Below are 12785 nucleotides of genomic sequence, written 5' to 3'. Positions count from 1 at the left end.
TTATAAATGAACAATACGATTATAGTTTTGGATTTTGGTTCGCAGTACACTCAGCTAATAGCTAGAAGACTAAGAGAAGAGGGTGTTTATACTGAAATTTTGCCATTTAACGCAAAGCTTAGTGAGATAAAAGCAAAAGAGCCAAAAGGTATCATTTTAAGTGGTGGTCCAGCTAGCGTTTATGCTAAAGATGCTTATTTTTGCGATAACGGCGTCTTTGAGCTAAACATCCCTATCCTTGGCGTTTGCTACGGCATGCAGCTACTTGCTCACACTCACGGAGCTGAAGTTTTAGCGGCTGATCAAAAAGAGTATGGCAAAGCAGAGCTTAACGTTATTAAAGAGCATGAGCTATTTAAAGATACACCTTCAAAACAAATCGTATGGATGAGCCATAGCGACTATGTAAAAGACCTGCCAGAGGGCTTTGAGGTGATCGCTGAGAGTGAGAATTCACCTTATTGCGCTTTCGGCGATGATAAACGTAAATTTTATGCGATCCAGTTTCACGCAGAGGTACAACACAGTGAGTATGGCACACAAATTTTAAAGAATTTTGCTAAATATATTTGTGGCTGCGAGAGTACATGGAACATGGGAAGCTTCGCTAAAAACAAGATAGACGAGATAAGAAAAACAGTGGGCACGCACAAGGTGCTTTGTGCAGTTAGTGGCGGTGTAGATAGCTCTGTGACTGCGGCACTTTTGGCGGCTGCTGTACCTGAAAATTTGATCCTTGTTTTTGTTGATAACGGACTTCTTAGAACAAACGAAAGAGAGCAGGTTGAGGCTACATTTAGAACAAAGCTAGGCGTTGAGCTAGTTAGTATAGATGCGAGCGAGACCTTCCTTGGCCGCTTAGCTGGCGTGGTAGACCCTGAGAAAAAACGCAAGATCATAGGCGAGACATTTATAGAAATTTTTGAGCAAGAGGCTAAGAAGCATGGCGATGTGAAATTCTTAGCTCAAGGCACTCTTTATACTGATATCATCGAGAGCTCAGTCGTTGGCTCAAGCAAGACGATAAAGAGCCACCACAACGTTGGAGGCTTGCCTGATTGGATGACATTTGAGCTGATAGAACCGCTAAGAGAAATTTTTAAAGATGAGGTTAGAAAGCTTGGTCTTGAGCTTGGACTAAGCCGCGATCTAGTCTTCCGCCACCCTTTCCCAGGACCGGGCCTTGCTATCCGCATCATGGGTGAGGTAAATAAGCCAAGCCTAGAGCTACTTCGCAAAGCTGACGTGATCTTGCGCGATGAGCTAAAAAGTACTGGCTGGTACAACAAAACTTGGCAAGCATTTTGCGTGCTATTAAATGTAAATTCTGTCGGCGTAATGGGTGATAACCGTACCTATGAAAATGCAGTTTGCGTACGTGTGGTCGATGCGAGCGATGGTATGACCGCAAGCTTTTCAAGGCTTCCTTATGATCTGCTTGAAAACGTAAGCCGTCGTATCATAAACGAGGTAAACGGCATAAACCGCGTAGTTTACGATATCTCGAGCAAACCGCCCGCAACGATAGAGTGGGAGTGAGAAGGTAAAATAATACAAGATGGGACATATCAAAATATCTTTGTTATATAAATAGATTTAAGGGAGCTTATTTTGTTTTATTTTTCAGAAAGTGAACAAATTTATGATTCAAGAACAGGTAAATATTTTGGTGAAGTTTTAAACACCTATTCAAATGGAAATTATCGCTCATCTATAGTTATGTTATATTCAGTAGTGATATGTGATTTAATTTATAAACTTCAAGAGTTATATGATATATATAATGATAAAAAAGCAAAAGGAATATTGGAAACTATTGAGAATAGCAAAAATAATGGCAAGACAATTTCTGAGTGGGAGAATACTTTATTGGAAAAGATTACCAAGGAGACAAAATTAATTGATAAATCTACAGAAGAAACTTTGAGACATTTGAAAAATTTGAGAAATTTATCATCGCATCCAGCATTAAATGATAATTACTTTTTGTATGAGCCTGATAAAGATACAACAATAAGTCTCATAAGAAATATTTTCTTGAATATATTTATAAAACCTCCTATATTTATCAATAATATTATCGAGATGTTGAGTGAAGATATGAAAAACAACAAGGATATATACAAATTTGCTCCAGATGAGTTAGAGCCATTTTTAAAGAGAAAATATTTTGAAAAGATGCACATTTCTATGGTGCAAAGTGTTTTAAAAGCTTATTGGAAATTTTGTTTTAAATTGAATAATGATGATTGTAAAGAAAATTTATCAATCAATTTAAAAGTATTCAACTTTTTATTGAAAAATTATTTTTATGATCTTAAAAACTTTATAACTAAAGATAAAGTTTTTAAAGATATTGAAAAAGATAGAGCTTTTGCTCTTTGCAAGATTCTTTGCAAGCATCAAAATCTTTATGCTTTGATAGGCGAAGATGTGAAGATAAAAATTGATAAGGAAATTAATGACAATGATAATGCATTTTTTATTTCATGGTTTAAGTCAAATAAGAGAAAACATTTAGAAGAAATAGCAGCTTATAAAAGATATAGTAATGTAACAAACGGTGTTATTAAACTTGCATTTGAAGAATATGCAAACGAAGGCCTCAAAAAAGAGTTTCTGGATATCCTAATTAATATATTTTTAGAAAGCAGTAGTTTTGACTCTGCAGATAAGAATTTTGATATATGTATATCGCCATATCTGGAAAAATTTGATTCTACACAGTTTAAGAATATCTTAAATGGCTCAAATAAGAATAGCCAAATTTATGATAGAAGAAAGTCTTATGGGGATAATAATAAATTAATTTCAGCATCTTTAACTTTTAAAAAACTAGATGTTAACTATGATTTTAAGCAATACAATAATCTAAAATACGATAAGGGTATTTTAATTGAGTAAATAATAAATTGGCAAATATTTAAAATTTGCCCATCCTCCAAAGCGGATATGAGCTTGATAAGTCTAAATCTATAGCTACTCTTGCGCGAGGTATCGCAGTGCAGTCTGCCCCACTCAGACATCGTCGTAAAGGGGCAAGACTGGAACATTAGCTTTGAGCGAAGTATCATCAAATTTAGCAATGTTTATGGATAATTTTAAATTTACAACATAGTAGTATGAGGTAAAATATGTCTATAATTAAATTTAATTTTTACTAAGTCAAATTTGCGCAGCTTTGGCGCAAAAAGATAACCTCTATCAACAAAACCTAAAACCATTTTCGCTACAATGCCTTGTAAATTTTATGAAAGGGCGAAAAATGAGTAAAATTTACAACCTAAACGCCGACACGAAAGTGATCGCTAAAAGCGTCGTTAGCAAGAGAATTTTTGATTGCGAGAATGCTCATGTCGATGTATTTGCTTTTGATACGGGTGAGGAGCTAGATCATGAGATGCTATTTTGCGACAGCCTCGCGTGGGTCGTAGAGGGTGGCGCGAGCTTGCACTACGGCGAAAAGCAGATGCGCTTAGGCGGTGAACAAGCCTGCCTGATAGAGAAAAAAGTGTGGCGAAAACTAGTTTTCAACGAACCGACGAAATATATTTCAATTGATTTTAAGGAGGACTTAATGATAGATCATTTACCTAAGGCGGCTATTTTTAGCTTAGTTGATGCAGTCGAATACGAAAAAGGCAAAATCGTGAGCAAAACGCTTGTAAAGAACGAAAACGGCTCAATGTCATTACTTAGTTTTGACACAGACCAAGAGCTCTCAACTCACGCAGCTCCAGGCGATGCACTACTTATCGCACTTGATGGCGAGATGAAGCTAACTATTGGTGATGAACATTTTGATATCAAAAAAGGCGATACCATCGTGTTACCAGGCAAAATACCACATGGATTAAAGATAAAAGATAAATTTAAAATGCTCTTAATCGTCACTAAAGACAAAATGTAATACTAAGCCCTATTTTTAGGGCTTTTTCTCTATAATAACAATAGTAAATTTATACTTAATAAAGCAAAAAGTAAAACCATAATATAATCGCTCCAAAAAAAGAAAAACTATGAAAAAAGAAAATTCCAAGCTATTTTTATTGCTATTTTTAGGCGCTCTCTCTGCCTTTGGACCATTTGTCACAGATCTTTATTTGCCAGCACTTCCGGCTATTACTGAGTGGTTTAAAACAAGCGTTACAGCTACGCAATTAACGATCACGACATCGATGGCAGGTTTAGCCATAGGTCAGCTCATAGTTGGCCCAATAAGTGATAAATTTGGACGAAAAACGCCACTTACTATCTCGCTTATCGTCTATACGATAAGCACTGTTTTTATATTTTTCTCGCAAAATATCCAGTTTTTTATCTTTATGAGAATTATTCAAGGGCTTGCGAGTGCTGGTAGCTTAGTCATCTCAAGAGCCGTTGTGAGCGACCTTTATAAGGGTCACGAGATGACTAAATTTTTTAGCCTTATGATGGTCGTAAATGGTCTAGCCCCGATACTTTCACCAATTGGCGGTAGTTTGCTGCTTAAATTTACCGACTGGCGTGGCATCTTTATGGCGCTTACTATCATTGGCATTTTGCTTTTTATCGCAAATTTTTATTTCAAAGAGAGCTTAAGTCAGTCAAATCGCTTAAAAATGCCTTTGCTAGTGACTTATAGTGTTTTTGGCAAAATTTTAAGAAAGAAAAAATTTATACTTTTTGTAAGCATTCAGACATTTGCGATGGGTGCGATGTTTGCTTATATAGCGTCATCTTCGTTTATCTTTCAAGAATTTTATTCTCTAAGTCCAGTAAGCTATAGCTTTTGCTTTGCTTCAAATGGTTTAGGGCTTGTTATAGGAGCAAGGCTTGCTAGTCTTTTAAATGAGAGAAAAGCGCTCAAAACCGGGCTTTTTGGCACCTTGTTTGCTAGCATTTTTATTGCTTTCATGCTTTGTTTTAAATTTGAAGTGATCGGCGTCATTATCGCATTTTTCTTATTGCTTCTTTTTACAGGATTTATCTTGCCAACTGCTTCATCGCTAGCCATGAATGAAGGCAGAGAATACGCAGGCTCAGCCTCAGCGATACTTGGATTTTGCCAATTTTTCTTAGGCGGCGTAGTCTCTCCGCTAGTTGGGCTTGGTGATATATTTTACTCGACTTCTATTGTTATTTTAGCTTGCACATTATTTGCTTTGATATCTTTTTTAAGGTTAAAAAGAGTTGCGTAAAATTTATCTTATTTCAAATACAAAAACGACTGATGAGAGCGTTGTAAATTTAAGCGTTAGCAAGATAGAGTTTTTGAAATTTGAACTAAATTTAAGTGACTATGATGTGCTGGTAGCTACTTCTAAAAATGCTTTTAATGCATTAAAATTTAACAACATAAAAGCTATAAATTTGCCAGTCTTTGCCATCGCAAATAGTTGTGCGGTAGCCGCAAGAGAGTTTGGATTTAGTGAAATTTATACCGGAAAGAAAGCTCACGGAGATGACTTCGCAAGAGAAATTTTGCTACTTTTAAAAGGTAAAAAGGTTCTTTATCTAAAGGGTAAAGATAGTGCTTCAAATTTCTTAGAAATTTTGCAAAATGGTGGAGTAAATATAAAGGCGATTGTCGCTTATGAAAATGTCTTAAATCCTTGCAAAATGGAGCTAAAACCACCAAAAAATAGTATCTTGATCTTCGCTTCTCCACTAAATGTCAAAAATTTTCTTAGTAATTTTGGCTGGGATGAGAGCTATCAAGCGATAAGCATTGGAAAGGTCACTGCAAAAGAGCTAAAATTTACCGATCCAATAGTGAGCCAAAGTCAAGATATAAACGCCTGTATCGCGCTTGCCAAAACATTACTTTAAGCAAAGAATTTATATAATTTTATTGCCTGAGTGAAGCGAGTCAGCATTTTACGGGGTCCAACACTTTTTTGTTAGCGAAAAGGTATGGGTGCCTTGTGATGTGGCTTCGTTTGAGTCTGAAAAGGCGAGAAGTTGCAACCGTTTGGTATCCATCTATTTGCAAGATTGGCTTTGTTTATGGGCCACTCTTCTATGCGACGCCCACTCGGGTTTTTTAAATTTACGGAGATGAAATGAATATTCTCATAATAGGAAGTGGCGGCCGCGAATACGCCATTGCTCTAAAACTAAAAAAAGAAAAAAATATAAATTTATACTTTGCGCCGGGAAATGGTGCGACCTCACGCCTTGGCGAGAATTTAAAGATAAAAGACTTTTGTGAGCTTGCAAAATTTGCTAAACAAAATGATATTACCCTGACTATCGTAGGCCCTGAAGCACCGCTTAGTGAAGGTGTGGTGGATATCTTTAAAAAAGAGGGTTTGCTTATATTTGGACCAAGCAAAGCAGCGGCCAGACTAGAGGCTAGCAAGGCCTATATGAAGGACTTCTTAGCTAGAAATAATATAAAAACTGCAAAATATTTAAACACAGATGACAAAGAAAAAGCATTTAAATTTATAGATACTTTAAGCGTGCCAATGGTTGTAAAAGCTGATGGACTCTGCGCTGGAAAAGGCGTGATCATCGCAAATTCTAAAGAAGAGGCCAAAGAGGCAGTTAGTGACATGCTAAGTGGGGCTAGCTTTGGTGAGGCTGGTAAATTTGTGGTGGTTGAAGAGTTTTTGGATGGCTTTGAGCTTAGCTTTTTCGCTATTTGTGATGGCGAAAATTTCGTAAGCTTGCCAGTGGCACAAGACCACAAACGCCTGCTTGATAACGACGAGGGCCCAAATACTGGCGGTATGGGCGCCTATGCTCCAAGTCCGCTTGCTTCAAAAGAGCTGATAAAAAGAGTCGAAGAAGAGGTGGTAAAACCTACACTAAAAGGGATGAAAAACGAGGGCAGTCCATTTTGCGGAGTGCTTTTTGTAGGACTGATGATCGTGAAAAATGAGCCTTATGTGCTTGAGTTTAACGTGAGATTTGGCGATCCTGAGTGCGAGGTCTTGATGCCATTAATTGACGGAAATTTAAGCGAAATTTTACTAAATGCTGCAAAGGGCGAGCTAAAGCCTATTAGCTTAAAAGATGAATTTGCAGTTGGCGTCGTAATGGCTAGTAAGGACTATCCGTATAAAAGTAGTCCAAAAGCTAAAATTTCAGTTTTAAATGATGTAAAAGATGCTTACATTGCTTATGCTGGTGTTAGCGAGCAAGGCGGAGAAATTTATGCAGATGGTGGCAGAGTATTAGTCTGCGTGGCTACTGCAAAGAGTATAAAAGAAGCACGTGATAGAGCTTATGAGCTTTGCGAAAATGTAAAATTTGACGGAGCACATTATAGAAAAGATATTGCCTGGCAGGCGTTGAAATGAGTATGCAGATAGTTGAAAAACTTGAAAAAGAAGAAATTTCGCTAGCGCCATTTTCAAAAAGAGTGCTAGCTTACTCAATTGATGAATGTATTGTTTCTTTTTTGTTTTTGATCATTTACTGGGATGCCTTTTTATCGGTTATGAGCTATGATGAAGCTAGAAATTTGACTTTAAATTTCTTTTGGCAAATAGTCGCACTAAAGATTATTTATCATGCATTTTTTGTTTGGTATTATGGCGCGAGTCTTGGGCAAATGCTAACAAAGACGATGTGCATTAATGTAGAAATTTTAGATAGACCAAATTTTATTTCAAGCCTAGTAAGAGCGATTTTTAGGTTGGTTAGTGAAGCTTGTTTTTATCTTGGTTTTGCATGGGCATTTGCAAATCCAGCTAGGCAGACTTGGCAAGACAAAATAGCAAAAACAGTGGTGATAAATGCATAAAATTTTATTTTTAGTTCCGGTTTGTGTTTTTAGTTTAAGTGCAGCAGTGCAAGATGTGCAGCTTTTGGCTGATGATGTAAAGCAAGATAAAGGCATCGTTACAGCTAATAAAAACGTTGTTGTATATTCACAAGATTATCTTGTGACAGCTGATTGTGCTGTGTATGATCAAAATAATTCGGTTATCGAGCTATTTGGTAACGTCAATATGATGAAGGGCAAGAGTGAAGTCTCTCGCTCAAACTATGCAAAGCTAAATTTAAAAAATAATGACACTGCTTTTGAATCACTTTTTATGATGAATAAAGACATGGAAGTATGGATGAGAAGCGATGAAAGTAGCTCTGACAGCGAGTACTATAGAGTTAAAAAGGCGATGGTTTCAAGCTGTAATGTCCAAGATCCTGACTGGAGCATCACCTCAAGCTCAGCTATGCTAAATAAACAAAGCAAATTTTTACACCTTTTTAACCCAGTCTTTCGTATAGCTAATGTGCCAGTTTTTTATTTGCCATATTTTGGTTTTTCAACAGATACCACAAGAAGAACAGGCCTTTTACCGCCTGAGCTTGGATACGGAAAATCTGAAGGTTTTTATTACAAGCAGCCGATTTATTTTGCACCTTATAATGAGTGGGACTTCGAGCTTGATCCGCAGATAAGAACAAACAGAGGTGCTGGAATTTATGGTGCGTTTAGATTTACTGAGTCGCCTGATTCAAGGGGCGAAATCAGCTTTGGTATGTTTGACGATAAAAAAAGCTATCAAGATAGACAAAGAAGTAAGATTTCAAATAAGGCTGAACTAAAAAATAAAACACATAAAGGCATTGGACTAAAATACGAAAGAGATAAGCTTATAAGATACCTTAGTGAAGCGGATTTACAAGAGGGAATTTGGATAGACGCAACGAAGCTAAATGATATAGATTATTTAAATTTAAAGGGCAGGGATGATGATTATGATTCGCTTGTAACTTCTAAATTTAACTACTTCATCGCAAATGACGATCATTATTTTGGTGCTTATGCAAAATACTACATAGACACTGAAAAGATTGGCTCAAAAAATGAGAACAAAGACACGCTTCAAGAGCTTCCATCGCTTCAGTATCATAAATTTACAGATAATATTGTCTTGCCAAATATCTTATATTCACTCGATCTTCAGTCACATAGATATGATAGAAAAATAGGAGTTAGAGCGACTCAGTATGAATTTACGCTTCCAGCTTCAGTGCATGTGCCACTGCTTGATGATAGCTTAACGTTTTCATTTTACGAGTATCTATACGCTTCAAGAATAAATTACGAGAATAAGATAAATTCATTTGATGATAAAAGAGAAGATAAACATACAAATTTTGTAAATAATTACCACAAATTTACCCTTCACACTGACCTTGCAAAAGCGTATGAAAGCTTTTATCACACTCTAAATTTTGGGGCCGAATACCTACTGCCAGGCTATAGAAAAGGAAATTTGGATGATGAGTTTATCTATGATAAAAATCTAAATGAATATGAAAATTTCTTGACTCAAGAGCAGAGTAAGGAAGAAATTTCTGGTTATCTGACTCAGTATTTCTTTAACTCTAATGGTAGAAAGATTATAAAACATAGTATTTCTCAAGGATATTACACAAAAGAAGATGAATATTCGAATTTAAAAAATGCTATCTATCTATATCCATTTGAAAATTTAAGCCTTTATAATAAGCTTGAATATTCACACAAGAGCAAAGAGCTTAAAAAGGTACAAAGCGGATTTTCATACACAAATGATCTATTTTGGCTAAATATGCTTCACACCATGAAGAAAAATGATAGCAAAATAAAAAATAGTGCGACAAAAGATAGCTATTTTACAAGTGGTCTTGGAGTAAAATTACCTCATCAATACAGCCTTATTGGCGGCTGGCAATATGATATTGAGCGAAGCTACACAAAAAGCTGGAGAGTTGGTGTGCTTCATCAAAGAAAATGCTGGAATTACGGGATAATTTATCAACAAGATGTCGAGCCAACAACAACAATAAACGGCTCAGCATCAACTAGAAAAAATGGTATCTATTTCACGATAAATTTCTATCCAATGGGCGGTTTGCACTATGACTTTTCACAAAGTAGTACAAAATCGAGTGCCAACTAAATGATAACGGCTAAATTTAAGGATCGATTAGAAGCAGCTAGCAAGCTAATTGAAATTTTGCCAAAAAAAGAGCTTGTAGATAAAAAGACGATAGTTGTTTGTATGTCGCTTGAGTCAGTTATACTCGCAGATGCAGTTTGTAGAAGTTTAAATTTAAGCTACGAGATGCTCTTTAGCGAGCCAATACCTGCCCCAAATAATAGCGAATGCGACGTTGCAATAGTTAGCGAGACAGAAGATATAGTATTAAATGATAAGCTTATAAAAGCCTTTAATATAAGCTATGACTATATTTACGGCGAAGCGCATAGAAAATATGAAGAAAAAATTTTAAAAAACGTTTATAAATACCGAAAAGGAAATTTGATAGGAGAGCTAAAAGATAAAAATATTTTACTAATCGATGAGGGGTGCGAGACTGGTATGACGGCACTCATTTGCATAAAGACGTTGCTTGATGTGAAGGTAAAATCCATCTCATACGCAACGCCAGTGATTGCTACTGATGTCTTTGCAAATTTAAATGATATGGTTGATGAAATTTACACGATAAACAAGATCGTTGATTTTATCGATGTGGATTCGTATTACGAGAAAAAGATCGAAGCTACGAGTGAGCGTATCATGTCGATATTAGAAGAGAGCCCTTATTATTTGCCGTTACAAAAACAACAAGGAGATAAAAATAATGCAATATAGTATAGAAGTCAATAATCAGGTTGAAATTTTTGACCTTAATAAATTAGCAAAACAAGCTAGCGGAGCAGTGCTTTTAAGGGTGAAAAATACCGTCGTTTTAGCAACTGTTGCAAGAGAGGACACACAAGTTGAGGAGGATTTTTTACCTCTAACGGTGCAGTACATCGAAAAAGCTTACGCTGCTGGTAAAATTCCTGGCGGTTATGTTAAGCGCGAGACAAAGCCAGGCGACTTTGAAACGCTAACAGCTCGCATCATCGATAGATCTCTTAGGCCACTCTTTCCAAAAGGTTACGCATATCCAACTCAAATCGTTGTAATGGTACTTTCAGCCGATCCTGAGGTTGATTTGCAGGTTGTAAGTCTAAATGCAGCCTCAGTTGCTCTTTATCTTAGTGACATCCCAGTAAATCGCCCAGTTTGTGGCGTGAGAGTTGGCTACATAGATGAAAAATTTGTGATCAACCCAAGCAACTCTGAACTAAAACAAAGTGCGATAGATCTATACGTGGCTGGCACAAAAGACGAGCTTTTGATGATCGAGATGAGAAGCTTGCCTCAACAAATTACACAGCTCATTCCGATGGTTGCGATTGAGCCGATGATAGATCCGAGCCTAAGTGATAGCATGGCTCAAAAACAGCTAATGAATGAATTTAGCGAAGATATGATGGTTGAAGCGATTGATTTTGCTGGTAAGGCGATACTAAGAGCTAGCAGTGCTTACGAAGAAGCTTTCAAAGAGCATAAGAAAGAGGACGCTGCGCTTGAGCTAAAACCTGAGATAGAAAATGAAAATATCGCTATTTATATCGATAAATTTTATAAAGCCGAAGTCAAAAACGCGATCAATCAAATGGCAAAAAGCGAGCGCGCTAGCGAACTTAGCAAGATCGCAAAACAAATTTCAAGTGATGAGGTCGCTCAAAAAGAGGGCTGGGACGAGTCTGTCATCACAAATGTCCTTGGCAAATATAAAAAGAAAATCGTTAGAGAGCAGATCATAAACGAGGGTGTTAGAGCTGATGGACGTGGTCTTGAAGAGGTTAGGCCTATTAGTATCGAAACAAATGTGCTTCCAAATGCACATGGCTCATGCCTCTTTACAAGAGGACAGACACAAGCCCTAGTTGTCACTACTCTTGGCACTGACAGTGACGCTCAAATGTATGACATCCTCACTGAAAAAGTACCTTTTGTAGAAAAATTTATGTTTAACTACAATTTCCCAGGCTTTAGCGTAGGTGAGGCAAGCCCACTAAAAGCTCCTGGTAGACGTGAGCTTGGACATGGAAATTTAGCCAAACGTGCCCTTGCTCCAAGTATCGATCTAGCTTCTCCATATACGATAAGAGTCGTTTCAGAAATTTTAGAAAGCAATGGCTCAAGCTCGATGGCTAGCGTTTGTGGTGGCTCGCTCGCACTTAGAGCAGCTGGCGTAAATACTTTAAAACTTGTCGCAGGTGTTGCTATGGGTCTTATATTTGAAGGCGATAAACACGCAGTGCTAACAGATATCATGGGGCTTGAAGATCACGATGGCGATATGGACTTTAAAGTAGCGGGCACAAGCGATGGCATCACAGCGCTTCAGATGGATATTAAACTTGGTGGCATTAGCTTAGAAGTGCTAAAAGAGGCACTTTATCAAGCAAAACGTGGTAGAGAGCATATCTTATCTTTGATGGCAGAAGCGGATAAAAATATAGAAATAAATGAAGATGTGCTTCCAAAACTTGAATTATTTAGTGTCGATCCAAGCAAAATCGTAGACATAATCGGACAAGCTGGCAAGACTATAAAAGAGATCATTGAGAAATTTGAAGTCTCAATCGATCTTGATAGAGAAAAAGGCGAGGTGAAAATCGCTGGTGGAGCAAAGAAAAATGTCGATGCCGCAAAAGACTACATCATCTCTATCACTTCAAAAGACAATGGACGTTCATTTGGCAAAAAGCCGTTTAAACACGACAAAGAGCGTTCAAAACCAAATTTTAATATCGGTGATGAGTTTTTAGGAACCGTAAAGAGTGTGGTTGATTTTGGTGTATTTATCGAGCTAAAAGATGGCATTGATGGCTTGCTTCATATCTCAAAGATAAAAACTCCATTAAATGTAGGTGATCAGGTCAAAGTATGTGTGAGTGAGCAAAAAGGAAATAAAATTTCGCTCTCTTTAGTTGAATAAATTTTAAAGGA

At 36.9% G+C, this 12785-nt stretch carries 10 protein-coding genes; all 10 read left to right on the top strand.

Features of this window, described 5'->3' with window-relative positions; all coding sequences use genetic code 11:
• Positions 1–6 precede the first annotated feature (6 nt).
• The 10 genes from guaA (at position 7) to CVS93_RS07440 (ending at position 12774) form a co-directional block, all read left to right on the top strand.
• Positions 7–1539, top strand: a complete 1533-nt coding sequence (guaA, locus tag CVS93_RS07485; RefSeq protein ID WP_107687159.1) for a glutamine-hydrolyzing GMP synthase — start codon at positions 7–9, stop codon at positions 1537–1539.
• A 72-nt stretch (positions 1540–1611) separates the two neighbouring features.
• Positions 1612–2904 carry a hypothetical protein gene (locus CVS93_RS07480; RefSeq protein ID WP_107687158.1) on the top strand — a complete coding sequence of 431 codons (1293 nt, stop codon included), beginning with the start codon at positions 1612–1614 and terminating at the stop codon, positions 2902–2904.
• 361 nt (positions 2905–3265) lie between these two features.
• Positions 3266–3910, top strand: coding sequence for a cupin domain-containing protein (locus CVS93_RS07475; protein ID WP_107687157.1), 645 nt, complete (start codon positions 3266–3268; stop codon positions 3908–3910).
• Positions 3911–4019: 109 nt separating this feature from the next.
• Complete coding sequence (locus tag CVS93_RS07470; RefSeq protein ID WP_107687156.1) at positions 4020–5180, top strand: multidrug effflux MFS transporter; 1161 nt, start codon at positions 4020–4022, stop codon at positions 5178–5180.
• A complete protein-coding gene (locus CVS93_RS07465; protein WP_107687155.1) occupies positions 5173–5811 on the top strand; it encodes a uroporphyrinogen-III synthase in 639 nt (212 codons plus the stop codon). The genes CVS93_RS07470 and CVS93_RS07465 overlap by 8 nt, the downstream gene beginning before the upstream one ends.
• Before the next feature lie 233 nt (positions 5812–6044).
• On the top strand, positions 6045–7289 hold the full coding sequence (gene purD, locus CVS93_RS07460; protein WP_107687154.1) for a phosphoribosylamine--glycine ligase: 1245 nt from the start codon (positions 6045–6047) through the stop codon (positions 7287–7289).
• Complete coding sequence (locus CVS93_RS07455) at positions 7286–7735, top strand: RDD family protein (protein ID WP_072595114.1); 450 nt, start codon at positions 7286–7288, stop codon at positions 7733–7735. Before purD ends, CVS93_RS07455 begins: the two co-directional genes overlap by 4 nt.
• Positions 7728–9887: an LPS-assembly protein LptD gene (locus CVS93_RS07450; protein WP_107687153.1), complete on the top strand. Its 2160-nt coding sequence runs from the start codon at positions 7728–7730 to the stop codon at positions 9885–9887. The genes CVS93_RS07455 and CVS93_RS07450 overlap by 8 nt, the downstream gene beginning before the upstream one ends.
• Positions 9888–10586: a phosphoribosyltransferase family protein gene (locus CVS93_RS07445; RefSeq protein ID WP_107687152.1), complete on the top strand. Its 699-nt coding sequence runs from the start codon at positions 9888–9890 to the stop codon at positions 10584–10586.
• Entirely contained in the window at positions 10576–12774 is a 2199-nt protein-coding gene (locus tag CVS93_RS07440; protein ID WP_107687151.1) for a polyribonucleotide nucleotidyltransferase, read from the top strand. The genes CVS93_RS07445 and CVS93_RS07440 overlap by 11 nt, the downstream gene beginning before the upstream one ends.
• Positions 12775–12785: the final 11 nt, after the last annotated feature.

Origin of the sequence: Campylobacter concisus, assembly GCF_003048535.1 — a bacterium.
Lineage (GTDB): Bacteria > Campylobacterota > Campylobacteria > Campylobacterales > Campylobacteraceae > Campylobacter_A > Campylobacter_A concisus_S.
This window is presented reverse-complemented; position numbering and strand designations above follow the sequence as displayed.

Excerpts from the sequence above, each read along its gene's own strand:
- guaA (WP_107687159.1), top strand. The coding sequence starts at position 7 with ATGAACAATACGATTATAGTTTTGGATTTTGGTTCGCAGTACACTCAG.
- CVS93_RS07475 (WP_107687157.1), top strand. The coding sequence starts at position 3,266 with ATGAGTAAAATTTACAACCTAAACGCCGACACGAAAGTGATCGCTAAA.
- CVS93_RS07470 (WP_107687156.1), top strand. The coding sequence starts at position 4,020 with ATGAAAAAAGAAAATTCCAAGCTATTTTTATTGCTATTTTTAGGCGCT.
- purD (WP_107687154.1), top strand. The coding sequence starts at position 6,045 with ATGAATATTCTCATAATAGGAAGTGGCGGCCGCGAATACGCCATTGCT.
- CVS93_RS07455 (WP_072595114.1), top strand. The coding sequence starts at position 7,286 with ATGAGTATGCAGATAGTTGAAAAACTTGAAAAAGAAGAAATTTCGCTA.
- CVS93_RS07450 (WP_107687153.1), top strand. The coding sequence starts at position 7,728 with ATGCATAAAATTTTATTTTTAGTTCCGGTTTGTGTTTTTAGTTTAAGT.
- CVS93_RS07445 (WP_107687152.1), top strand. The coding sequence starts at position 9,888 with ATGATAACGGCTAAATTTAAGGATCGATTAGAAGCAGCTAGCAAGCTA.
- CVS93_RS07440 (WP_107687151.1), top strand. The coding sequence starts at position 10,576 with ATGCAATATAGTATAGAAGTCAATAATCAGGTTGAAATTTTTGACCTT.